This window comes from Paenibacillus sp. RC84 (genome assembly GCF_041260495.1).
GTDB lineage: Bacteria > Bacillota > Bacilli > Paenibacillales > NBRC-103111 > Paenibacillus_F.
Window position 1 is genome coordinate 361939 of record NZ_JBGBYL010000004.1, and the last position, 24560, is coordinate 386498.

Here is a 24560-nt window from a genome sequence, read left to right on the forward strand (position 1 = left end):
GCTTTTTTTATAAACAAAAAAGGGAACAAACATTCGATTCTTAATGTTTTGTTCGTACAATCCTTAGGAAGAATGTGGTAAAATGAGTGAGCAAAGAATACAAGGAAGGTGAATCGTTTGACTGACCGGTATTCGGAAATTGATGAGGTTATTTTGTATATTCAGAGGAACATTTACGAGCCTCTCTCGCTTAATCAATTGGCCTCTTACGCCGCTTACAGCCCTTACCACTTTACAAGACTTTTCAAAGAAAAAATCGGACTTACTCCTCAATACTACGTTTCTTCGCTTCGTCTTCAGAAAGCCAAAGACCTGCTGCTGCGCACAAATTTGAGCATCCGTGACATCGGCCTTGAAATCGGACAGCAAAGCCTGGGTACCTTCACAACAAGATTTACCGAAAAAGTCGGGATGACCCCGTCGGAATTCCGGAATTCCACATTTTTAGCCGACAGCCATTTTCACTCCCTTAAGAAGCTGGATGACTGGTCGACGCCCGAAACGGCTGCACTGCCTTTCGGAAATATCGAAGGAATCGTTCAAGCCGCGATACCGTTCGAGGGCGTCATTCTGATCGGTCTGTTCGCCAAACCGATTCCGGAAGGGCTGCCGCTATATGGCACACTTCTCTCCTCGCTCGGAAGCTTCTGTATTCCGAGCGTTAAGCCGGGCACCTATTACCTGATGGCAACCTCGGTCTCCTGGGGGACGAAGGCGGTTGACTTTCTTTTGCCGGAAGCGACGCTGCGCACCCGTTCGAGGGAACCGATCGCCGTTGAACCGGGGATTCCCGTACCGCAGCAGCTCGTAACCCTGCACGTTCCGCGCTATGACGATCCGCCGATTTTGATCTCTCTGCCGGTTCTCATGAATAATTTCCTCAGGCGAGCAAGTTCACCAGGCAGCACCTAACCGGAGAGTCTTCCGCCGCATTACCGCAATTTATAAGAAACGTCGGCTTTTAATCGGTGTTACGATTTGTACAGGAACCACCTATACCTTTCGAGAGGATGTTGATGCATGGCTAAGCATACGACGTATATTTTTTCCGAGGATGCGCGGGCTCAAGCTGAATTTTACATACAGGCGCTGGGAGGCGAGATTACGTCCGTGACCACGTACGGAGAGGTGCCGGGCGCGAAGGAAGAAGAGCTGAAAGACAAAGTCATCAATCTGAGCCTGGTTGCGGCCGGAGTTACTTTTCTCATGTCGGATTCGATGTTTGAAGCGTTGACACCGGGAAATGTGTTAAGTCTCTGTCTTGAATTCGCTACCGAAGAAGAAGCTCACTCGGCTTTTAACAATCTGTCGAAGGACGGTAAAGTTAATCAACCTCTGGAGCCGGCTTTCTGGGGAGCCCTGTTTGGACAGCTGGAGGATAAATACGGCATCACTTGGATGATCACTTCCGACACATCGGCATGCAGGGAAACCCAATAAATCAAGCGACCGCTAGCCGGTTACGATAGCGACTTGCGATCGTAATTCTGCTCCCCCGACAAATCTCCTCTAGGACAAAAAAAGCAAAAATCCGCATTCCCGCGGATTTTTGCCTTCATAACCGCTTGCATTCAGCGGCCGGATTTGGAACCTAAGGTTCGAAACCTTTCTGGCTTATAAAGATCTGATTCTCGGTAAACACTTTCTTCAAGCGTTCTACCATAAGCTGATAAGCATGAGGGTGATACCAATCTTCCATTCCTAACTCCTTATAGACGGTTTCCATGTTCAAACTCCGCGTACGTCTTCCGCCGCTGCCGTCCCCCATAAAATAATCGTCAACGCAAACCCGGTTCACAACCGATTTTAACAGGTCCGGAAATGCCTCACTGCTTGGCAGGAGAGGAGCAATCGCAGCTTGTGCGGGTACTCCGGCAGCCTTTAACGCTTTAAGAGTCTTTAAGCGTGCTTGTATAGGCGGCGCCGCAGGGGAGAACCGCTTTCTTATCTCATCCAAGTCCGTTTCTACCGTCATGCTGACACGGACCCGATTTTTCAATTGAAGTAGCAGATCCATGTCCCGTTCTACTAAAGGGCTCCTTGTTTGGAGCAGCACAAAATCGGGTGGATCTTCGGTCATCACTTCGAGCAGCGACCGGGTGACTTCTTCTTTGTATTCAACCGGCTGATAAGGATCCGTACTCGAGGACATAAAGAGAGTGACGGGACCTTTACTTTTCGCCCGGCGAAGCTCTTTGCGGAAAAGTTCGGCCGCTTCTTTCTTGACATCCACCCAGGTTCCCCATTCGGCCCCGCGGAAAGTGGAGACAGGCATTTTTCTTACATAACAATAGGAACAGCCGAAGGAACAGCCGGTGTAAGGATTTAAGGAATGGGTATAGCCGGCAAGAAAACCCGTTCCTTTATTCAGCAGTGTTTTAGGCATTTTATACCCATATTCGAGTTTCATGGTCGCTCCGTTCCTCTGATTGCTTCCGACTTGATTTAAAACGATGGGTTGCGTCGGTTTCCGCTGAAGGTACTCCGCTTTCTATCGTCCGGCTCAAGCTTTGGGACTGCCGGTAACCTGCGGGTGTATAACCGGTTTTCTTTTTAAACAGCGTAATGAAATAGGAGGTGTTCGGAATACCGACTTTAGATCCGATGTCGGACACCGATAGCTGTGAATTCCCGAGCAGATTTTTGGCATTCTCGATGCGAATGTGCTGAAGGTATTCAAGCGGAGTCATTCCTTTAATTCGCTTGAACGTACGCTGCAGATGATAAGGACTGCCGTGGCAAATTTCCGAGAAGGTTCTGAGCGTCAGCGGTTGTTTGTAGTGGTTGTCCGCGTAATGGGAGATTTGTTCGATCCAGTCGTCTTCGGGAAGGCTCTTGCCGGTCGGTTTGCATCTTTTGCACGGACGAAATTGGGCCTGCAGGGCTTGTTCGGCATCTTGGAATACGCAGGTGTTTTCTCGTTTCGGTTCTTTGGATTTGCAAGAGGGACGGCAAAAAATGCCGGTTGTTTTCACTCCGTAAAAAAAGATGCCGTCGTAAGAAGAATCATTGCTGATAATGGCCTGCCATTTATCGGCTGAAGGACTATCCAATTTTGCCGCTTTCCAAAACCGCTCTGACATAGCTGGAAACACCTCCTTTTACTTATCCATTATACCTCTTAAGTGAACGTATGTACGTATAAATGAATGAGACAGCAACATATCGCTAAACCGAGTTACGAAATAGAAACCTGCTATACATAACTTCACTAACTAAAAGCGCAATTTAAGAGAAATGCTTCCGTGAAGCCCATGCTACAATAAAAGCAACCGGAAGAATTTTTCGGAAAAACACAATAGATGACGTGGAGGTATTTCTTGATGGCAACTAAAGCGGATAAAATTTTTGTGAATTTACCGGTTAAAAATTTGGACAAATCGGTACAATTTTTCACGGCACTCGGCTTTGAATTCAATGCCCAATTTACGGACGAGAACGCAACCTGCATGGTCGTCAGCGATAATATTTTTGTGATGCTTTTAGTGGAGGATTTCTTCAAAACGTTTACGAATAAGGAGATTGCCGATACGGGAAAAAGTGCCGAAGTCATTGTGGCCTTATCTGCGGACAGCAAAGAGCAGGTGGACGAGATTGTAAACAAGGCGCTGGAAGCGGGGGGAAGTCCGATGAATGATAAAGTGGACCATGGCTTTATGTACACGTGGAGCTTCCGGGATATCGACGGTCATCATTGGGAGTATATTTATATGGACGAGAGTGCGGTTGCCCAGGGATAAGGTGCCGATTCGGGAAATAAAGGAAACAGAATTTCTTCTGAAAGAGCCGCGGCAAGCGCGGTTCTTTTTGTTTGGCTGGAAAGGGTTGGATCATGAGGCGTACGCCAAGTCTTCACAAAGTTTCTGACTTTACAAATCGGGTATATTACCATATAAAATCATTCAATCTGACGGACTTGTTTCTATACACCAGGGGGAGGACAAGCGATGAAGTGGCAGGGAAGAAGAGGAAGTTCAAACGTGGAAGACCGGAGGGGAGTCGGCGGCAAAACGCTCGTCGGGGGCGGGATCGGCGGGATCATTATCGTGCTCCTCATGACTCTGCTTGGGGGAAATCCCGGCGATCTGCTGAGTGATCTGACGGGCGCAGGCTCCGGATCAAACGCGCCGTACGAGGAAACGCAGCAGGAGAAGGAGCTTTCTCAGTTTGTCTCTGTTGTTCTGGCCGACACGGAAGACGTGTGGACCGCCCAGTTTAAGGAGCGGGGCCTCGTTTATGAGAAGCCGACGCTTGTTCTGTACACGGACCAGGTGCAATCCGCCTGCGGCACGGCCGGTTCGTCAACGGGACCGTTCTATTGTCCGGGCGACCGGAAGTTATACATCGATCTAAGCTTCTATAACGAGCTTAAGCAGGAGTTTAAAGCGCCGGGGGACTTTGCCATGGCCTACGTAATCGCTCATGAAGTCGGACATCATGTGCAGACACTGCTCGGGACATCCGATAAGATTATGCCGCTGCGCCAAAAGATGAGTGAAGCGGAATTCAATAAATATCTGGTCCGTTTTGAGCTGCAGGCCGACTATTTCGCCGGCGTCTGGGCGCATCATGCCAAAGGGATGGATGTGCTTGAAGAAGGGGATCTGGAGGAAGCGTTAACGGCCGCCAGTGCGGTCGGGGATGATACGATTCAGAAAAGAGCGCGCGGCTACGTGGTTCCCGAAAGCTTTACGCACGGCACATCGGAACAAAGAAAATCCTGGTTCAGCAAAGGCTATCAATCGGGAAGAATAGAGGACGGAGATACTTTTTCGAATAAGTAAGATACGAAAAATATCCAGAATCATTCATAGAAAAAGAAATATCCGTCACCCGGCGGAATTTTTTATTTTTATGATCCACAAAGTTCCATAGAACGGAATCGCATGATTCTCTCCGATTAGAGACATATTACCAATGCATCAAAGTTATGAAAACGGAGGCGAATCATGAAAAGGGTTACGATCGTTTTTGCTTTATTGACAATTTTCATCACGGTATTTCCTTTAGATACCTTGGCAGCCGATGGGGGGAATAAGACATATCACTTCGGATTCAAAAAGAGCAAACAAGGGAAGCCTGCCTCCATTGATGAAGAAGGATTCAAGAGTATTTTGGAGAAACATGAAGCGGTTTTTCTTGGGGATACAGGCAAAAAAGAACTTTATCTAACTTTCGATAACGGGTATGAAAACGGATGTACGCCCAAAATACTCGATGTATTAAAAACGAAGCAGGTGCCCGCGGCTTTTTTCGTTACCGGTCATTTTGTCGAGGATAAGCCCGAATTGGTTAAACGAATGACGGCCGAAGGTCATCTTATCGGCAACCATTCCTGGAGTCACCCGGACATGTCCCGAATTTCCGACGAGAAAATAAAGACCGAGCTGGACCGGGTCAAAGATGCCGTCGCCAATCTGACGGGGGTGCAGACGATGTCTTTCATGCGTCCGCCCCGCGGAATTTTCAGCGACCGGGTGTTAGAGGTCAGCAAACAACACGGGTACATCAACGTATTTTGGTCGGTTGCTTATAAAGACTGGGACGTCAAAGATCAAAAGGGCTGGAAATATGCCTACGATAAAGTCATTGCCCAGCTTCATCCGGGCGCGGTCATCCTGCTGCACTCCATTTCAAAGGACAATACGGAAGCCTTGGACAAAATTATCGATGAAGCCAAAAAGCAGGGGTATGAGTTCAAGAGTCTGGAAAACTTAAACCAAAAGACGGAATAAATGAGTGAAACCGGGGGGCACTCAGAACAACGAAAAACCAGGCAGCGTTCCGTTGCCCGGTTTTTCGTTGTTCTGACGCCGGAAGCAGGTCCTTCAAGGAGGCATGCGTTAGCGCGTGGGGAGCGGGTTCTTTTGATGCTGCCCCCGCATGAACGGGAAGAGCCGCGGCAAGGATCAATAGCCCGAATCCGGCAGAAATCCATTTCCTGTTTTTTAACATGATAGGGTACCAACCCTTTCAATTTTTATCTTCATAGATATAGTCGATCCGGAGGGAGACTCAGGTTCAATTTATTTTCAACTCACAAGTCGGTATTAGATGTTAACTGGCATCTAAGAACCGCTGATAGCAGGAAAGTTTGGGATCTAGCCGGACAGGCGAACGGCTGCATTCCCTGACTGGTGACAAGAATACGAATGCATGCAGAGACACTTCGTTCCGACGAAGTGTCTTAGTTTATGTAGATCGCTTGAAGAGGAGATCCTCTAATCCAAACTAGATGAAGAAGGAGAGAGTGCAGATGAGAGGGAAAGTCGCCATTGTAACAGGTTCGAGCCGGGGAATCGGTGCCGCAGCGGCGAAGCTGCTTGCCGGCCGCGGAGCCAAAGTCATCGTCAATTATGCGAGCAATGCTTCGGCTGCGGAGAACGTCGTTGCTTCCATACGGGAAAACGGAGGAGAAGCTGCGGCTTTGCAAGCGGATGCCCGAAATGCGGAGCAGATGAACGGGCTCGTGTCGGAAACGGTATCCCGCTTCGGAACGGTAGACATTCTGGTCCACAACGCCGGTATGAATTTTGTCCAGAAGTCCTTCGAAGATATGTCCTGGGAGGAGTTTATCCAGAAAACGAACGACGAGCTTCAGGCCGCTTTCGTTTCGACCAAGGCCGTACTGCCTTTTATGAAAAAGCAAAAGTCCGGGAAGCTCGTTTATGTGTCCAGCGGATTGAGCAATCATTCGGCTCCGTTGTTCATATCGCACGGCACCTCTAAGGGAGCCTTAAACAGCTTTGCCCGGTATATCGCCCGGGAGTTCGGCGGCGCCGGGATTACCGCCAATATCGTATCGCCCGGTATGGTGGAAACGGATGCGACCGCGTCGATACCGGAAGCGTTTAAACAGCAGCAGGCGGCGTATTTGCCGCTCGGAAGAATCGGCCGGCCGGAGGATATCGCCCGGGCGATCGCTTTTTACGCCAGCGAAGACAGCTCTTATTTGACGGGCACTTACCTGTCTGTCAGCGGGGGCGGGGAAATGTAGCGGGCACCCCGAAAAGCCCCCGCCGTTCCGGCGGGAGCTTCTCGGGACAAGCTATTTGACCATCGTCACCAACGAATCGAAGAGCACCTTCGCATGACGGTTCCCGTAGTACATCCCGGGAATCTTTTTGTCGATATCGAGCAGCGTATAGACGGCCGTTTGCGCCGTTCTCACGGAATATTCCACCGTAAACACGACATCGTCGGGGATTTCGGTATATTGCCCGATAAATGCGAAATTTCCCGAGCCATCCGGCACAACTTGCGGACGGTCCCCCTCTTCGCGGGGCATGAACTGGCTCGTGATGAACGGCATCATGCAGGGAATGCAGATGGAGTTTCCCAGCATTTCCGGCAGTTTTTCCGACAGTTTCAGATGGGACAACAGCTCCGTTAAAATGTCCTCTCCCGTACATTCAGACATTTTCTTCGGTACGAAATCACCCGGTTTGTCCGGGAAAAGGCCGTAGCCCCAGAATACCTGAACATCTTCCGGCTGGTTGCGGAAATGCGGCTGGTGCGCAAGTACGACAGACATCAGCCAGTTGGAATCTTTAAAGGTAACGAGCGCGCCCGTTCCCGCTTTGTTGCCGGAGAAGTTTTCCATGAAGTCGAAAAACATCGGGTCCTTGCAGGTGACCGTAAAGGATGCCCATTTGGACTCGGGGATATGATCGTCGAATGCGGACGGATTGCCGGAGCCCGGCAGCTTCGCGGCAATTTTTTCCCACAGCCCGAACGAAGGTCCTTTTCCGCCCAGTTTAGGTGGAGACGTCATCGAACCGAGATCCGAGCTTTCCGTCATGGAGCCGTTCGTGAAGAACACGAGATCGTCCGGGTTCACCACGATCGAGCCGGTATTCCCGTCTTTAACGACCTGGATGCGGCCCGCAACTACCGGGCTTTTCCCCGTGGGATCCGGCTTAAAATCCAGATCGGTTACGCGCGTCTTTCTTTCGTACCGGACGCCCTGGCTTTCCAGCCATCGCTGGATTGGAAGCACGATCGAATCGAATTGATTGTAAGGCGTGCGGGCGACACCGGCCAGTGTGTGGATGCGGGGAAACTCGTGCATAAACCGGATCATGTATCTTTTGAACTCCACCAAGCTGTGCCATGGCTGGAAAGCGAACATCGTCGCCCACATAAACCAGAAATTCGTTTCAAAAAATTCGGGTTCGAACCATTCGTTAATTTTTTGCTTGCCGAGCTGCTCTTCCGATGTGACAAGCAGCTTGCCGATAGCCAGACGGTCTTTATTGGAAAAGAGCATATGCTCCACGTCGACGATATTCCGGTCTTTATCGACGAGGCGTGCCTGTGCATGGGTCGGATATTTTTCCGTAAAGGCGTAGATGTCGTCTTTGACGGATTTGCCGGGCGAATCGATCGAAGGAATGGAATCCAGAAGCTCCCACGTGCATTCGTAAGTCGGTTCGTTCAGCATCCGTCCTCCCCGGATCACATAGCCTTGCCGCTCGTCACCGCTTCCGTCCAAAGATCCGCCGTTTACCGAGCGGTCTTCCAAGATATGAATCCGTTCGCCGGCCCAGCCGCCGTCCCGGATCAGAAAAACGGCTCCAGCCAGGGAAGCGATGCCGCCTCCTATGAAATAAGCATGGTTGTTTGTCTCTTTACGCGTATTCACTCTCATCAGCTCCTCTCCCTAATTACTTGGACACAGGGCGGAGAGGAATAAACTAGACAATTTCCGGGTTTTGTCGTACCCAATAAGCCGGAGCCGCAATAACAGCGGAGTTTACAATCCGGCTGCCGTCCTCTTCTTTCCGTTTTCCGTTTGCCGCGCGCGAAATCCTAAGCCCGCAAATCCGGCCAGCAAACAAAGCGCGCCTCCCGTAATAAACATGACCGGAAACGAGAAGGAAGAAGCGACAGGTCCCATGGCTAAAGCTCCCAGTGAAAATCCGAGATCGGCGGCCCCGATAAAAAGACCGATCAGCAGCCCCCGCGCAAAATGCGGAACGGAGAAAGACACATAGGTCAACAGCGCAGGGTACAGCAGAGCGAACGCGATACCGTTAAAAACAGCCGCAGCCGCCAGCGCGGCGAGCGACAGGCTGGTTCCCAGAATCAGCGAGCCGAGGCATGCCAAAGCGAGAGCGGGGAACAGAATCCGGCCCGGAAAGCTCCCGTCGGAAGAAATATACTTCCGGCCCGCAAACCGCGTCAAGACCAGCACAAGTGTCTGAATGAGGAAATAAAGCTCGGCAAATTTCAGACCTTGTTTCTCCAGATACAAGGGCAGAAAGGTGAAAATGGCGCCGTTGGCGACCGAAGCGAGAAGCATAACGGCGGAGGAGAGAAGCAGGGTCCGGCTTTTCCATACGCCTTTCCGGGAAAGAGGACTGGCTGCCGGATCTTCCGGAATTTCTGCCGGGGGCGCAGCGGCTGACGACTTCATTTGCCTGGAAAGAGACAGACCGAATAGGAATATTCCCATACTCATCATAAACAACGAACCGAAAATCCATATCATCGGCAGCCAGTCTTTCAGAAGCAGTGCGATGGTAGGCCCGAATGTCGAGGGGATCATGGTCGCCAGGGAATAAAGGGACAAGCCCTGCGCTCTCATCTTCTCGGAAAGCAGGTCCATCGTGATAATCTCCATGGCCGTGGAAAAGAAAGCGGCTACGATGCCTTGAACCGCCCGGACCAGACCGAAAAGCCACAGATTCGGAATGAAATAGCCCGCTAAAGAAACGGTGAAAAGAAGCAGCGCGAGCACAAACACTTTCCGGGTCCCGTACCGGTCGATAACGGTTCCGGCAATGGGTCTGCAGATCATGGAGGCGAACATCGTCGTCCCCATGATAAGACCGATTTCCATTTCGCCGGCACCGGCCGTGATGGCATAGAAGGGAAGAATCATCAGCACCATATAGACAATGCAGTAAAACAGAATTGTAACCGCATACACTTGCAGAGACCGGAAGGAATACGGATTATCCATGCCGGAACAGCTCCCTTGAGATCAGACGGCTGGGGGAATCGAGCTGTTCGGCCAGCTCGGGTTTGTAGTTGGCCGTTTCGGCGGGATTTCTGCTGTAGGGAGGCAGCTCGCGGACGCGTATCTTCATTTCTTGAAGTCCGATATCCGTCAAAATTCCGCGTTCCTGCAGCCAGTCGTCATTATAGATGGTCGGCAGGTATCGTTCCCCGTTGTCGGAGGCGACGCAAACGATCCGTTTGCCCCTTCCCATGAGCTGCGCCAGCTTCCAGGCGGCGACCATCCCGGCTCCCGTCGAGCCTCCGCCCAGTATGCCTTCGTGCTTGGCAAGCACACGGCACATGAGGAACGCATCCTCGTCCGGCACTTTGTAGACTTCGTCGATGCGCTGCAAATCGTCCACATTAGTGGGCGTCCAGCTCAGCCCCATGCCGGGCAGAAGATAGGCATGCGCCTTGCCGCCGAAAATAGTCGAACCGACCGCATCGACCGCGATCACTTTCACATGCGGGGCGTATTCCTTGATGTAACGCGAGAGGCCCCCGATCTGACCGCCTGTGCTGACGGTGACGATAACGGCATCAATCCGGTGACCGCTTTGATCCATCAGCTCTTTCGCCGTCTGAACATAATGGGCGTCCCCGTTCCACGGGTTAAAGCACTGATCCGGCCGGAACGAGCCGGGAATTTCCCGGTGCAGCTTGTTGGCCAGCGCGATCCGGGTTTTGTGATAGGACCCGCTGTCGTCTTGTTCGGTTACCACGATCACCTCCGCTCCGTACGCTTTCATCATGGCCAGATTGACGGGGGTCGTTTTCGGGTCCACCAGCACGATGACGCGATACCCTTTGGCTGCGCCGATCATGGCCAGCGAGATGCCGAAATTGCCCGAAGACGATTCGATAAGCGTGCCGCCGGGTTTCAGCCAGCCCCTTCTTTCCGCCTCTTCGATAATGTAAAGCGCGGGACGATCCTTGATACTTCCGCCGGGATTGGTACGCTCCATTTTCAAATAAATTTCCGAATCCGCCGACTCGACAAGACGGTTTAACCGTATAAGAGGGGAATTGCCGATCGTATCGAGAATCGTAGACATTATCCATACCTCCTCCAAAGTTCAGATCTAGCCTGCGGCTTCCGCCTTTTTACGTTTGCTTTTGCGTATCGACCCCGCTTTCAGAACACGGATGGAAAGCACGATGCCGGTGGCGGTCAGGAACATAATGGAAATGGCCGCGATATCGACGAACCAGGTAATATCTTTGCCGTACAGTTCACCGAAGTGGAGATCCCTGACAAAATTGTTGGTAGCGTTTACTTCTTTGCGGATCACGTTTCCGTACAGATCAATGACGTACAGGGTCTGATCGTCGTCACGCAGCCGGACTTTGTAATCGCCCGCTTGTCCGTGATGGCCGTCTCCCAGCGTATGGTTCATGACGAGCCGGGCCTCCGAGAGATCGAAAGCGCCTGATTGGCTCGCTTTCAAAACGGCTTCGGCCACATTTAAAGTCTGCTGACCGGAGTTTGAAGCTGCGGGAGCTTCGTACGTTTGAACCTGCTTATTGAAACCCATGGTGCTCGTGTGGACCAGAAGGATTCCTGTTAGCGCTTCCACAAAAATAAAAATCGAAGCGATCAATCCCACCCACAAGTGATATTTACGTGTTTTCATGAATGTCTTTCTTCCTCCTCTTTTTGTATATACGGAATTTCCGTAAACCAATTATATCCATGAATGTGAAAATTAACATGACTCAACTGGGCTATATAGGAGAGGTTATTTTGCCGAATTATCGGATTATGTGGGGAAAAAAGTCAAAATTGTTCACATTTTCGGATCAAAAAGTCAACGGAGTTCCTGGCAAACCGGCACGACCTTTCTTAAGATAGGGGAAAAACAAAGCCGAACCTTGAAAGGAGGGAGTCGAATGGGCACAAAAAGAAAGCCCGTAATGAAACCGGATGGGAAGAAAAACCGGATCGCCCGAATCATCGTCGTGTCGGCGCTTATTGTGACGGCGGCAGCCGCAGTGGCAGGCTTTGCGCGATATAAATCCTCATCCGTAACGGAATACACAGCCGTCGCTTCCATCGGTAATGAGCCTATCCAATACGGCGAGTTTACACTCGTCCGGGACATGCTGAGAAGCACGGCAAAACCGAAAGAATTGAACGCAAAGACGCTTCAGCGGGTGAAGGAGTTCAAGACCGAGCAGCTGTGGGCGAAGGGAAAAGGACTGGCCGCGGGCGGACTCGGTTTCGGTGACTTCGAGAAGCGCTGGCGGCAGGAGAACGCCAGACGCAAAGCCGCTGCCGATCACGGCGAGCCGGTTTACGGCCCGGTCTCTTACGATCCGGCCGGATACTACCGCTACGAGCAGTCGAACCTGCAGCTCCGGCTGAAAGAGGCGCTGGCCGGGCAAGATTTTGCCGCCGGTGACGCCGAACTGCAGGCCGCGTACGAACGCTTGAAGGACGACCGGTTCATGCGTCCGTCCAAAATCCGCCTGCAGCTCCTTTCGGCGGAAAACAGCGCAAGCGGTGCCGAGAAGCTGAACCGGGCGGCGGCCAGGCTGAAGGCGGGAGAAGCTTTCGAAAGCCAGGCCGGACAGGCTGACAGCGGTCTAACGGCAGAAACGCGCTGGTTCGCACCGGCGGACCGTAAAGCCGACGCGGAGAGGTACCCGGCGCTGCTGCAAGAGGCGGAGGGACTTCAGCCCGGGCAGACGAGCGGAGTGATCGGGGAGGGTGACCGGCTGTATATCATCCGCTGCGCGGAACGGGGAGAGGCGGAATACGAGGCGTTCGAAGACGTGAAAGAACGCGTCCGGATTCTTTACACGGAAGAGCGATATGCCGCGGAACTGGCTTTGCGTCTGGCCCGGACCGACATAATAGTCCTAAAGCCTTTGGAATCGGAAGGGGAAGCCGGCGTCATGAAGTAAAAAGGCTGCACACGAAAGTCAAAATTTTGCCTATGGCGGGCGGAGGAATTTTTTGTAAAGTAGTGGAGCGAAGCTATCGCGCATTACGAAAAAGGAGGCAAGTCATCGTGCAGAAAATTTCCAGCAGAATCAGTGCCTGGACGGCAGCCGTTTTATTTTTATCGCTTTTTGTAAACGCTTTCTATGGAGTGGAGCCGGTTCACGCGGCCGGAACGGCTTACTATGTGGACTCGGCAGCCGGAAACGATGCCAACAGCGGCGCCTCCCAGGCACAGGCCTGGAAGACGTTAGCCAAAGTGAACGCGACGACGTTTCAGCCGGGAGATCGGATTTTGTTTAAATCCGGCGGTGTCTGGAACGGCCAGCTTTGGCCCAAAGGTTCCGGTACGGACGGCAGCCCGATTGTTATCGACAAGTACGGAACCGGGAGCAAACCGGTTATAAACGGCGGCGGCAGCAATTTTAACCAGACCGTTTACAACAGTTCGAAAACATACAACACCGGGACCGTATTTCTTCGCAACCAGGAGTACTGGGAAATCAACAATCTGGAAGTCACGAACGATGACAATTTTTCCGTGGAGAACAATGACTCCGCCGCACTCCGGGCAGGTATTTTCGTCGTCATCGACGCGAACGAAAGCGACCGGGTTTATAATCACATTTACATCCGCAACAATGACGTTCACGATGTGGACGGCAGCAACAACGCGGGAGCGAAGGAAAACGGCGGCATTATTGCGGTTATTCAGGGAACGGCCGCTACCTCTACCCGCACCTACGCCAGATTCAACGATGTCCGGATCGAAAACAACTCCATCCGCAAAGTGGACCGCGTCGGAATCCGGGCGGCGGCTCACAGCAACTATGTGAACGACGACAGCTTCAGCACGACGAGCACACGCACGTACGGCAACTGGAATACGAACGTCTACATCGGTCACAACAATCTGGAAGATGTCGGCGGAGACAGCATTATTCTGCGGGATACGGACGGGGCTCTCGTCGAATATAACGTGGCAAACCGTTTCGGTACGCGGGTAGCCTCCACCAATGCGATTGCCGCCATTTGGCTGGCCGTCGCCAAAAACACCGTCCTGCAGTACAACGAAGCGTTCGGCGGACCGGCGTCCAACCAGGACGGATGCGCGTGGGACTTCGATTTGTATTTGGAAAATACGACCTACCAGTACAATTACAGCCACGATAATCCGATGGGACATGTACTCATGATGGGCACGAACAAGAACGATGTGATGCGCTATCACATCAGCCAGAACGAAGGCAACATCATCCGCCATTTCAACGCGAACGAGGCGACTCCGGCCTCGATCTACAACAATGTCTTTTACTATAACGGCGCTTCGCACAAGGTAATTGGCGGCAACGATACGACTAAAACCGGCTACCAGTTTACGAACAATATTTTCTACAACGCCAATCCGTCCGTCACGACCAATTGGGGAACAGCGGCCAACTGGGGCCAGACCTCTTTCAGCAACAACATCTTCTATGAGGCCAGCGGAACCCATTCGGCGAATGAACCCGCCGATCCCGCCAAACGGACGGCCGACCCGTCGTTTGTGAATCCGGGAGGCGCAGGCACCGGCTTGGCTACGGCGGCGGCTTACCGCCTGAAGGCCGGTTCTCCGGCGCTAAACGCCGGCAAACTTATCGCCGATAACGGCGGCAAAGATTACTTCGGCGGAGCCGTTTCCGCAGCAGCGGCACCGAATATCGGCGCTTACAACGGCGCCGGCGTTCCGGTAACGCCTCCGGCAGGTGTCAAGGCGCCGACAGCCGACGCATACGTGCTCGACGGTTCCGGCGCCGGGGTTAATTACGGGACAGCCCCGACGCTGTACGTCAAAGACGGCACGGCCGCAGGCTATACCCGGAAGGCTTACCTCAAATTCGACGTCAGCGGTCTGACCGCCGTGACTTCCGCCAAGCTCCGCCTTTTCGGCGGCAACACGCAGGACGCTTCGAACGTCCAAGTCAAAGTGTCGGGAGCGGCCGCAGACGGCTGGACGGAGACGGGGCTAACCTGGAACAACGTGCCTGCCGCCACAACCGGTGCCTTGTCTACCATCCAGGTCGGCGGGACGCTGACGTACTATGAACTGGATGTCACCTCTTTCGTCAAGGACCAGCTATCCGACGGTATCGTCACGCTGATCGTGGAAGGAGTGTCCGACCAGGACCGGACGATCCAGTTTAACAGCCGGGAGAATCCCGCTAACAAGCCCGAACTGGTCGTGAATTAGCCGTGAACTAGCCGCCGTATAGCGTACAGATGCTAATTTAGGCTGCTGGTTGGCTCCAAGAAACGCGAGTAAGGCGAACAAGCGCCAAAAGGGCTGCCGCGAATATGCGGCAGCCCTTGCTGTGTGATCGGGCCGGTGCGAGTCAGTCTTCCCGGCTTCTAGCATAAAGGTTTAAAAGCGGGGAAGAAGGGCCGGAATCGGCGCCTTCCCCACTGCTGAGCGTGCCTGCGAAAGTAAACCGCAGCTTCCGCAAAACTTTAATCGAATTGACGTTTTCAGGCTCGACTTTAGCTTCGATGAGGTTCATTCCAAGCTCATCGAACGCGTAAGCAAGCAGGCATCCGATTGCCTCGGGCGCGTAGCCTTTTCCCCAGTAAGTAGAGTCCAGATCATAGCCGATTTCCGCTCTGCGTTGTCCGGAATCGAGTTCATTGAACCCGCAGGAACCTATAATGGCACCCGATTCCTTCTCGATGACCGCGTAGCGGACCGCCTTGTTTTCCAGGGCCAGTCCGTTCAGAAAGGCGATCATATCCGCTGCCTGTTTAATCTCCGTGAACGGCTCGATATTCATAAATTTCGTTACATCGGGAGAAGACCAGACTTCGAACAGACGGGGGGCGTCTTCTTCCGTCATGGTCCGGAGCAGGAGTCTTTCCGTTTCCAGCTTGTCTTTCATCAATAGCTTTACCTCCAGTTTCGTTCATTTTCGGCGGGTTAAAGTATTGATATCTGCGCATCGTTCAGTCCTTCCTCTATGTAGATTTATCCAGTATAACTTAAAACGGTGCTTTTCGCATGAGTTGACTTGTAGCCCCTGATTCCCTGACAAGACAAGCAGCTGTTACTGGGCATCGTGAAAAACAAGTCCCAGACTGTAACGTGTGCCTGTCGTTACGGTGCTTACGCCATGCCGGAGCGTAGTCTTGTAGTACCCCCGGGAGCCGGACACCGGACGATGGGTCGTCGGGAAAATCAGCCCCTCGCCGCGCTCCAGCGTAAGGACATGTCCTCTGCTCTGCGCGCGAGGCCGCTGTTCCACCAGCAGAAATTCTCCGCCCGTGTAATCCTGCTCTTTCTGATTCAGCGCAAATACGACCTGGAAGGGGAAGAACACGCTTCCGTATACATCCTGATGCAGGCAGTTGTAGCCTCCGGCTTCATACTTCAGGATGAGCGGGGTAGGGCGTATTTGATCCTCCCGGCGGCACTGTTCCAAAAACCCGGATAACGAGTCCGGGTACAAGGCCTCTTGGTTCAGCCGCTTCAGCCAGGAGTTTGCGATGTCCGACAGCGGCGGATAAAACGCTTCGCGCATCTCCTGAATCACATCCGGAAGGGGAGCGCGGTAGTATTTGTACTCGCCGAGCCCGAAACGGTACCGGGCCATGTTGATCGTGCTGCGGTAAAGCCGGTCCTCCCCGTAGCCGCCGATAAGCTCCTCGCACTGCGAGGATTCGAGCATAGGAGGGAGTTTCGCATATCCGTGCTCGTCCAAAGACTGCCGGATCGAATCCCAGTCCAGCCCGGCGATACGCTCCGCTATATTATCCGGCATGACGGGCCCCTCCTCCGGTACAGGTACATAAGCCGCCGCTTACATTGGCTGTGAAGACGGCGTGTATGGCAGTGCCTGTACGGCCCGGTTCCGACGATGTCGGGATAAGCGAATCTTTTGTCCGGGCTTGCAAAAAAGTCCGGTGCAGGACAAAATCAGCGGAATAATTTTTCATGACAGATAATCCTTTCTCTCGGTTAATAACGGGTAACAGCGTTTGGGGCTATCTGAAAACAGTATACCTCCGGAAGGACAGTCGCGTACCGGTTCCGGAATGAAACCGCAAGATAACGAAATACGGGCCCAGTTTAATGAAACATTTGCATAAAAGATCGGCCGGAAACTTTCGTAAATCAAGCTCGGGCGTGACCTGAAAACCTCGGACGTCAGCAAAGCAAATCCGTGATTGGGTATACAGCCGGCGGTATGAAAGGCTATTATGTCTATAAAGATGATAGGCATTACAAGTATGGCTGATTGTATGGAGCGGAGGAAACGAACGATGTGGTTTATGTATGCTTCACTTGCCGCAGTCTCTTTCGGGCTGCGCGGAATTTTGTACCAATGGACTTCCCAGCGGCGCACCGACCGGAATGTGCTGCTATTCGGCGTTTATTTGTCCGGCGCCCTGATCTCGCTTGTCGTTAACTTGTTTGTTAACCAGGTATGGAGTCACGGCGTATGGTTTGGAGTTCCCATGGGGCTTTTCTCCTTTATTGCAAACGCCTCGATGTATAAAGGCTATTCGGTCGGACGAGCCTCTCTGATCGCGCTGTTTACGGGTCTGCCGCCGGTGGTCGTGGTGACTCTTGCCTATTTCCTGTGGGGAGAATCGCTTGGCCTCGTGCAGCTGGCCGGTTTTTGCATCGTCATTCTCGGCCTGCTCGTCATCCGGTATTCGCATGATCTGAAGCTGGGTCAGCTGCAAGGAATCCAGTGGGGCCTGCTGACGATGCTGTTCTTCGGCTTTACGGATTTATCGTCCAAACAGGCGACCTTATCGGCAGCGAATACTTTGCCTGTACTAACCGTCATGTACGGGACAGGCACGATCCTGTTCGCATGCATGTACCTGCTGTCCAGGCTGAAGGTTCCGGCGAAGACGGGGCAGCAAATCACGGCGGTCGGTTCGCCGCACGAGAGCCTGCACGACCGGGAGACCGGTTACGGCCCCGATGCGCAGCACGCCCGGATTTCCCGGCACTCCGGCGGGGACAAGAGTCTTCCCGGCAGCGAAGACGATCACCGGTCGCACCCTGCCACGAACGGAGCGGACAATCCGGCATCTCCTGCGTGGTCGATGAAACGGACCGTGCTTTGGGGGATGACCGTGGGCATCACAAACCTGGCCGGGATGCTGTTCATCATCCCCGCATTTCGGGGAGGCGTGACGGGGATCGTATCCGCCATCAGCGCGATGAACGTCGTGCTGGTTCTGCTGTACGCGCAGTTCTACCTCAAAGAAAACATTTCCGGAAGGGAAGCGTGCGGCATGCTTCTGGCCTTGGCCGGTATACTTGTCGTAAGACTGGCGTCATGACGCGGCGCTGCCGAACTTAAATGAAGCGAAGATACATGCAGCCAGTCTGTTCCGCTGAGAACACTGGCTTTTTTTACGCACCTTTACAAAAAAATCATAAAAGAAGCATGACCCGCGTTCATGTTCCCGGTTCTCCTTTTCGGTATAATGTTCAATAAAGCGTTTACATTACAAGGTGGCGGGGGAGTGTACAGCCTGAAGAGAATACGGTTTAACCGACGCAGCGTTATTGTAACCTGGCTCATTTCCTACATAACCGTGCTGCTTGTTCCCGTTCTGATCAACGGTGTGATTTATATGGTGACGTGGAATGTGGTCGAAACGGAAGTCAACCGGTCCAATGAAGCCGTGATCAAGCAGATGGAGCAGGCGATCGACAATCATTTGAAAGGCATCGAAAGGCTTAGCGTCGAAATGGCGCTCAACAAACGGCTTGCGGGGTTTATCCATGCGGGCAGCCCTCTGACGGACAACGATCACTATGAACTGATCGGCATTGCGGGCGATCTGGGCGTATATAAGGTGGCCAACGATTTTATCGATCAGATTTATATTTATTACAAAAACAGCGATACGGTCATATCATCCCGCGAACGCACGGACAGCCGTGCCTTGTATGAGACTTTACGCGAAAACGAAGGTATGGGCTACGACGAATGGAAATCTTTTTTCGATAAAAGATTTATCCAGGAGTATGCGCCGGTGACGCTTACGGAGAACGGCAGCAAAACCGGCGCCGTCCTGTACGCCAAATCGGTTATTCTGGACAATCCCGATCTTCCCGGCGGAGTCATTCTTTTTGTGATCAAAGAGTCCAAGCTTTTGGCTAATCTCGCACCGGTCCATAATGCCTCCGTGGCCGTGCTGGACGAGAAAAATCGGCTGCTGGCTTCCTCCGGCACGGGCCCAAAGACCGATTATCCGGCCTACGGGGAGCTCTCCGGCAAGAGCGGGCTCGTTTACAAAGAATCGGCCGGAAGGAATCTGGCCGTGTCTTACACCACATCCGAACAGACCGGCTGGAAGTACGTGTCGATGATGCCGGCGGACATTTTTGACGAGAAGATGAAGCATATGTCCGTTCTTATTTTTGTGAACTTGTTTTTGAGCCTCTTGATCGGGGGGATTTTGACGTTCCTGTTCCTGAAAAAGAACTACAGCCCCATTCATGTTCTGATCCGCAATCTCTCCACCAAGTCAGGCCTGGCGTTCGAAGAAGGGTCCAATGAATACGGCTTCGTCCAGAACGCGTTGAACAACGCTTTTGCCGAGAAGGAGATCGTCAGCCGGCGGTTGATGCAGCATCGGGATGCGATCCGGTCCCACTTTCTGCAGGGGCTTCTCAAAGGCAGGCTCGATCCCAATGTGCCGGTTCATGAATCCCTGGCCGCTCATGATATCGGATTCCCGCATGAACACTATGCCGTCCTGCTCTTCCGGATCGATCAATTCGGAAAGTGGGACGAGCCCGGCGGAGGCGACGCCAAAAAAATCCGGCAGATTCATTTCCTTCTGATGAACGTGGCGGAAGAAACGGCGGCGGCCGGAAGCTGCAGTGCCGTCACTGCCGGTATAGACGATATGCAGGCCTGCATTCTGAATATCAGTCCCGAAGCCGACGAACAAGAGATCCGACGGCTCGCTCGGCAGGTGAAAGCGTTTCTGTCGGACCATTTTCAGGTCCGGTTAACGATCGCGATCAGCGGCGTTCATGCGGGTCTCGCGGGCGTTCCTCTCGCTTATCAAGAAGCGCTGGCCGCGATGGAATACCGCATCGTCATGGGTAGCGGTGAAGTGATCGCCTATGGGGATCTGCCCGGGGGGGACGAGTCCGGGGAGGCGGCTTTCTATTCCTATCCGATGCATGTGGAACAGCAGCTGATCAACTTCGTGAAAGCGGGGGATTTCGGGCAAGCGAATGCGCTCGTCGAACAAGTTATTGAGCGCAATGTGGTGCAGAAGACGCTTTCCGTGCCGCTAAGCCGCTGTCTGCTGTTCGATCTGGTCGGCACTCTGCTCAAAGCGCTCGATGAAATCGGACTGCCGGGCAAACGGGAGCTGATCCGCGAACTGAATCCGGCCGAACGGCTGGCGGGCTCGGAGACGCTGCAGGAAATGACGGCCGGAATGCGGGAGGTGCTGTCACGCGTATGCGGGTTTATCCAGGAAAGCCGCAAACCGGAGCACGATCAGCTCAGCCGGCAGGTAACGGAGTATGTGCGGCAGAACTACAGCTCGGAAAATCTGAATATCAGCATGATCGGAGAAGCGTTCGGTCTCACGCCTTCTTATTTGTCCAAGCAGTTCAAAGCGCAGACGGGCGAAGCGCTGCTGGACGTGATCCAGAAAGTCCGTCTTGCGGAAGCTAAGAAACTGCTGTCGCAATCAAGCGACCCGATCATCGAAATTGCCCGGAAAGTCGGCTATTCCGATATCAATACTTTCAACCGGATTTTCAAAAAATTCGAAGGCGTCACACCGGGCAAATACAAAGAAATCCTGTAGAAGCCGCCGCGTGCGGTTTTTACGCTTTTGTGTGCTTTTTACAGACGGATTGCGGTTTTTACAGGCTGCCGGTCAACCCGGATTTCGGCAAATTGATGGGCCATTCCGGTTTTTGAAGATATCTTTTGACGGCAGCGGCAAGTCATACTGACACTGAGATGCGCGACGCAACCGCGCATCCGCGATTTTGAAGAGGAGGGTTTACATGGTCCGACATTCGGGAAGAAGAAACAGCCGCTCGGGCGTCATCGTCATTCTGGCAGCTTCGGTTATGCTCGCAGCTTGTTCGGCCGGTGGAAGAGGAGGGAAGGAAGAGAAACAATCGGCGGTGGATTCGGAACCCGGCAAATACCCGGTTCGTGCGGAAGAAACGCTAACCTCGTGGGAGCCGATGGACACGAACCTTTCCGCGTTCGTAACGAATCTGGCGGACTCACCGTTCGGCAAACAGCTGGAGAAAGAAACGGGCATCAAAGTCAAGTACACGCACCCGGCGGACGGTCAGTCCAAAGACCAGTTCAATCTCTTGATCGCTTCCAACAATTTGCCCGATGTGATCGAGTACAACTGGAGCGGCGGCAGCGGATCGTACCCGGGCGGACCGGAGAAAGCCATCGCCGATAAGGTGATCATTCCGCTCAATTCGTATATCGACAAGTACGCCCCGAACTTGAAAAAGCTGCTCGAGAAAGACAAAGAGCTGGACAAAATGATCAAAACGGACAGCGGTAATTATTACGTGTTTCCGATGATCCGCCCGGAGAACGGACTCGTATTCCGAGGACCCATGATCCGCAAGGACTGGCTGGACGAATTGAAATTGGACGTTCCGGTGACGATCGACGACTGGTACACCGTTTTGAAAGCGTTTAAAGAGCGCAAAGGGGCGGCCTCGCCGTTTTCCGCCTTATACCAGAACGAGTTTAACATCCAGGACGCTTTTATCGGCGCCTACAAAACGGCAAACCGTTACTATATCGACGACCAGGGGAAAGTCAGATACGGGCCGGTCGATCCTCAATTCAAAGAGGCGCTGACGCTTCTGCGCAAGTGGTATGCGGAGGGGCTGATCGATAAAGATTTCGCCCTTAATACGGATTCCAAATCACTGGATACGAAAATGCTGAACGAGAGCACCGGTGCGACGGTTCATCTCCTGAGCGGCGGAATGGGAAGATGGATGGATACGGGAAAGAAGAAGAATCCGAATTTTCAGCTCGTCGCAGCTCCTTATCCGACGCTGACCAAAGGCGAGCGCCCTTTCATCGGGCAGCGGGATTTCAAGTATAATCCGGCTGCCAGCAAAGCGGTTTCGGATGCCTCTAAAAATCCGGAGCTGGCCGTGAGGTGGCTGGATTACGCGTACGGTGAGAAGGGCAGTCTGCTTTTTAACTTCGGGACGGAAGGCGACAGCTTTACCCTGAACAACGGCACGCCAGCATTTACCGATAAAATAGCGAAGGACGGGAAATACACCCTTCAGCAAATGATTTCCCAATACACGAAACCGAACGGCCCTTACCTCGGGGACAGCCGGAAGAACTTCAATACATTCAAGCAGCAGGACGAGGCCCTGAAAATATGGTCCGAGACCGATGCGGCGAAGCATGCTTTGCCACAGTTTATTACGCCGACCGTAGAGGAGAGCAAAGAAATCGCCAAGCTGAACACGGCTATTACGAGCTACAAGGAAGAAATGTTTATCAAGTTCGTGATGGGAAAAGAGCCTCTGGATAAATTCGACGAGTATGTAAAGCGGATCAAGGAGATGGGAATCGATAAAGTGACGAAGATTTACCAGGATGCCTTCGACCGCTACAACAAGCGCTAATAACATGCTTTGCGGCAGCCCGTTAATCGGATTTTACCGTGTGGACATGTACGTCTCACGACCGGAGCTGCCGATACGAACGGAGGAATTGTGTCATGGCTGCCATAAATCAGGAAGCTCTGCCGTACCCGGCCGCAAAAAAACAGGCCCGGACCGGCCTCCTGCTCGATATCCGCAAAAACAAACTTTTGTATGTGATGCTGCTGCCGGTACTGCTTTACTATGCCGTCTTTCACTATGCTCCCATGTACGGCGCGATTATCGCTTTTAAAGATTTTTCGCCGAGGCTGGGCATCTGGGGAAGCGAATGGGTCGGATTCGCCCATTTCGAGAGTTTCTTCTCCGGGGCTTATTTCTGGAGGACGATCAAAAATACGATTCTGATCAGCTTGAACGAGCTTGTCTTCGGATTTCCGGCGCCGATCATTCTGGCCCTGCTGCTGAACGAAGTGCGGAACTCGGTTTTTAAGCGGACGGTTCAGACCGTGACTTACATGCCTTATTTTATTTCCCTCGTCGTGATCTGCGGCATCATTAAAGATTTTACGGCGAGCAGCGGCGTCATTAACGATATCATCGCTTTTTTCGGCGGCGAACGCTTAACGCTTCTGTTGGAACCGGAGTGGTTTCGTACCATTTATGTGTCCTCGGGCATCTGGCAGCATATCGGATGGGGGACCATCATCTATTTGGCCGCCTTGACCGGCATCGATCAGGAACAATACGAAGCGGCCAAAATGGACGGTGCCGGGCGCTGGAAGCAGATGCTGAACGTTACGCTGCCCGGACTGATGCCGACCATCATTATCCTGCTGATTCTGGAGCTGGGCCGTATGATGAACGTCGGTTTCGAAAAGATCATCCTGCTTTACAATCCGAGCACGTTCGATACCGCAGACGTCGTGTCTTCCTATGTGTATCGTGTAGGGCTCCAGGAGTTTAATTACAGCTTCAGCTCTGCGGTCGGTCTATTTAACTCCGCGGTGAACTTCACGCTGCTTCTCGGTTCCAACTGGATCAGCCGGAAGCTGAACAGCACGAGTCTCTGGTAGGAAAGGAAGGAATCCCTAGTGAACAGACGGACTATCTCCGAACGGGCGTTTGACGGCTTCAATCTGCTTGTTCTTACCCTGCTCATGATCGTAACGATCTACCCCCTTGTGTATGTTGTGTTCGCCTCGCTCAGCGATGCGGGAGGGCTTCTTGCGCACAAAGGGTTTTTGTGGAAGCCGGTCGGCTTCTCGCTGGACGCCTACGCGAATGTTTTCCGCAATCCCATGATTCTGAGAGGCTACGCCAACACGTTTTTCGTAGTCTTCCTGGGTCTTGCGTTCAACATTTTGCTGACTTCGCTCGGCGCCTACGCGCTGTCCCGCAAAAGCCTCGCTTACCGCAAACGGATTATGCTGTTCATCGTGTTCACGATGTTTTTCAGCGGCGGGCTCATCCCTTTTTATTTGACGGTCAAAGGGGTGGGTCTTGCGAATACGCTGTGGGCGCTTATTATTCCGACGGCGGTTAACACGTTTAATCTGATTCTGATGAAAACGGCGTTCGAAGGCATCCCGGATGCGCTGGAGGAGTCGGCCAAAATCGACGGGGCGAATGATTTCGTTATTTTGTTCCGCATCGTCCTGCCGCTTTCACTTCCGGTCCTTGCCGTCATGCTTCTCTATTACGGAGTCGGCCACTGGAACGCGTGGTTTAACGCCCTCATCTTCCTGCAGGAAAGATCCATGTTTCCTTTGCAGCTTATTTTGCGAGAAATTCTTCTGCAGGGGGAAGCGAATGCCAATCTGGGCGCTTCCGAAGGCGACGTGGCTATGCTCACCGTCACGCTTAAGTACGCGACCATTATCGTCGCAACGGTGCCGATTCTGCTCGTTTATCCGTTTTTACAGAAATATTTCGTAAAAGGAGCTCTCATCGGAGCGATAAAAGGATAGG

21 protein-coding genes are annotated in these 24560 nt (G+C 52.7%); 13 read left to right on the plus strand and 8 right to left on the minus strand.

The window, feature by feature from the left end:
* Window positions 1–117: 117 nt before the first annotated feature.
* Window positions 118–912, plus strand: a complete 795-nt coding sequence (locus tag ABH899_RS11880) for a helix-turn-helix transcriptional regulator (protein WP_369996328.1) — start codon at window positions 118–120, stop codon at window positions 910–912.
* 108 nt (window positions 913–1020) lie between these two features.
* Complete coding sequence (locus ABH899_RS11885) at window positions 1021–1440, plus strand: VOC family protein (RefSeq protein ID WP_218230292.1); 420 nt, start codon at window positions 1021–1023, stop codon at window positions 1438–1440.
* A 151-nt stretch (window positions 1441–1591) separates the two neighbouring features.
* Here the strand turns inward: ABH899_RS11885 and ABH899_RS11890 are convergent, their stop codons facing one another.
* On the minus strand, window positions 1592–2410 hold the full coding sequence (locus ABH899_RS11890; RefSeq protein ID WP_369996330.1) for an SPL family radical SAM protein: 819 nt from the start codon (window positions 2408–2410) through the stop codon (window positions 1592–1594).
* Window positions 2388–3083: a bifunctional transcriptional activator/DNA repair enzyme AdaA gene (locus tag ABH899_RS11895; RefSeq protein WP_369996331.1), complete on the minus strand. Its 696-nt coding sequence runs from the start codon at window positions 3081–3083 to the stop codon at window positions 2388–2390. Before ABH899_RS11895 ends, ABH899_RS11890 begins: the two co-directional genes overlap by 23 nt.
* Window positions 3084–3323: 240 nt before the next feature.
* Here ABH899_RS11895 and ABH899_RS11900 point away from each other — a divergent pair, with 240 nt between their 5' ends.
* From ABH899_RS11900 to ABH899_RS11915, 4 genes are all read left to right on the plus strand, one after another.
* Entirely contained in the window at window positions 3324–3740 is a 417-nt protein-coding gene (locus ABH899_RS11900; protein WP_369996333.1) for a VOC family protein, read from the plus strand.
* A 207-nt stretch (window positions 3741–3947) separates the two neighbouring features.
* Window positions 3948–4784 (plus strand): KPN_02809 family neutral zinc metallopeptidase, encoded by an 837-nt coding sequence (gene ypfJ, locus ABH899_RS11905; protein WP_369996334.1) that lies wholly within the window; start codon window positions 3948–3950, stop codon window positions 4782–4784.
* Window positions 4785–4949: 165 nt separating this feature from the next.
* Window positions 4950–5735 carry a delta-lactam-biosynthetic de-N-acetylase gene (gene pdaA, locus ABH899_RS11910; RefSeq protein WP_369996336.1) on the plus strand — a complete coding sequence of 262 codons (786 nt, stop codon included), beginning with the start codon at window positions 4950–4952 and terminating at the stop codon, window positions 5733–5735.
* Between the two features lie 521 nt (window positions 5736–6256).
* Window positions 6257–6997 (plus strand): SDR family NAD(P)-dependent oxidoreductase, encoded by a 741-nt coding sequence (locus ABH899_RS11915; protein ID WP_369996337.1) that lies wholly within the window; start codon window positions 6257–6259, stop codon window positions 6995–6997.
* A gap of 51 nt (window positions 6998–7048) precedes the next feature.
* Here the strand turns inward: ABH899_RS11915 and ABH899_RS11920 are convergent, their stop codons facing one another.
* The 4 genes from ABH899_RS11920 to ABH899_RS11935 all read right to left on the minus strand — a co-directional run bounded on the left by ABH899_RS11920 (window position 7049) and on the right by ABH899_RS11935 (window position 11639).
* On the minus strand, window positions 7049–8650 hold the full coding sequence (locus ABH899_RS11920; RefSeq protein WP_369996339.1) for an oleate hydratase: 1602 nt from the start codon (window positions 8648–8650) through the stop codon (window positions 7049–7051).
* Window positions 8651–8755: 105 nt separating this feature from the next.
* Window positions 8756–9967: a staphylopine family metallophore export MFS transporter CntE gene (cntE, locus tag ABH899_RS11925; RefSeq protein ID WP_369996340.1), complete on the minus strand. Its 1212-nt coding sequence runs from the start codon at window positions 9965–9967 to the stop codon at window positions 8756–8758.
* Window positions 9960–11060 carry a PLP-dependent cysteine synthase family protein gene (locus tag ABH899_RS11930; protein WP_369996342.1) on the minus strand — a complete coding sequence of 367 codons (1101 nt, stop codon included), beginning with the start codon at window positions 11058–11060 and terminating at the stop codon, window positions 9960–9962. The genes cntE and ABH899_RS11930 overlap by 8 nt, the downstream gene beginning before the upstream one ends.
* Window positions 11061–11087: 27 nt before the next feature.
* Window positions 11088–11639: a PepSY-associated TM helix domain-containing protein gene (locus tag ABH899_RS11935; protein WP_009673683.1), complete on the minus strand. Its 552-nt coding sequence runs from the start codon at window positions 11637–11639 to the stop codon at window positions 11088–11090.
* Window positions 11640–11895: 256 nt separating this feature from the next.
* Between ABH899_RS11935 and ABH899_RS11940 the strand changes: the two genes are divergently transcribed.
* Both ABH899_RS11940 and ABH899_RS11945 read left to right on the plus strand, forming a co-directional pair.
* Complete coding sequence (locus ABH899_RS11940) at window positions 11896–12912, plus strand: peptidyl-prolyl cis-trans isomerase (RefSeq protein WP_369996343.1); 1017 nt, start codon at window positions 11896–11898, stop codon at window positions 12910–12912.
* Between the two features lie 107 nt (window positions 12913–13019).
* Complete coding sequence (locus ABH899_RS11945; RefSeq protein ID WP_369996344.1) at window positions 13020–15179, plus strand: CBM96 family carbohydrate-binding protein; 2160 nt, start codon at window positions 13020–13022, stop codon at window positions 15177–15179.
* Between the two features lie 142 nt (window positions 15180–15321).
* Here ABH899_RS11945 and ABH899_RS11950 read toward each other — a convergent pair whose 3' ends face one another.
* Together ABH899_RS11950 and ABH899_RS11955 are read right to left on the minus strand one after the other, a co-directional pair.
* Complete coding sequence (locus ABH899_RS11950) at window positions 15322–15858, minus strand: GNAT family N-acetyltransferase (RefSeq protein WP_369996499.1); 537 nt, start codon at window positions 15856–15858, stop codon at window positions 15322–15324.
* A gap of 165 nt (window positions 15859–16023) precedes the next feature.
* Window positions 16024–16737: a 2OG-Fe(II) oxygenase gene (locus ABH899_RS11955; RefSeq protein ID WP_369996346.1), complete on the minus strand. Its 714-nt coding sequence runs from the start codon at window positions 16735–16737 to the stop codon at window positions 16024–16026.
* Window positions 16738–17239: 502 nt separating this feature from the next.
* Here ABH899_RS11955 and ABH899_RS11960 point away from each other — a divergent pair.
* From ABH899_RS11960 to ABH899_RS11980, 5 genes are all read left to right on the plus strand, one after another.
* Complete coding sequence (locus tag ABH899_RS11960; protein ID WP_369996347.1) at window positions 17240–18277, plus strand: EamA family transporter; 1038 nt, start codon at window positions 17240–17242, stop codon at window positions 18275–18277.
* Between the two features lie 186 nt (window positions 18278–18463).
* Window positions 18464–20782, plus strand: coding sequence for a helix-turn-helix domain-containing protein (locus ABH899_RS11965; RefSeq protein WP_369996349.1), 2319 nt, complete (start codon window positions 18464–18466; stop codon window positions 20780–20782).
* A gap of 205 nt (window positions 20783–20987) precedes the next feature.
* Complete coding sequence (locus ABH899_RS11970; protein ID WP_369996350.1) at window positions 20988–22613, plus strand: extracellular solute-binding protein; 1626 nt, start codon at window positions 20988–20990, stop codon at window positions 22611–22613.
* 95 nt (window positions 22614–22708) lie between these two features.
* Complete coding sequence (locus tag ABH899_RS11975; protein WP_369996351.1) at window positions 22709–23665, plus strand: ABC transporter permease; 957 nt, start codon at window positions 22709–22711, stop codon at window positions 23663–23665.
* 18 nt (window positions 23666–23683) lie between these two features.
* A complete protein-coding gene (locus tag ABH899_RS11980) occupies window positions 23684–24559 on the plus strand; it encodes a carbohydrate ABC transporter permease (RefSeq protein ID WP_369996352.1) in 876 nt (291 codons plus the stop codon).
* The last annotated feature ends 1 nt before the right edge of the window (window position 24560 follow it).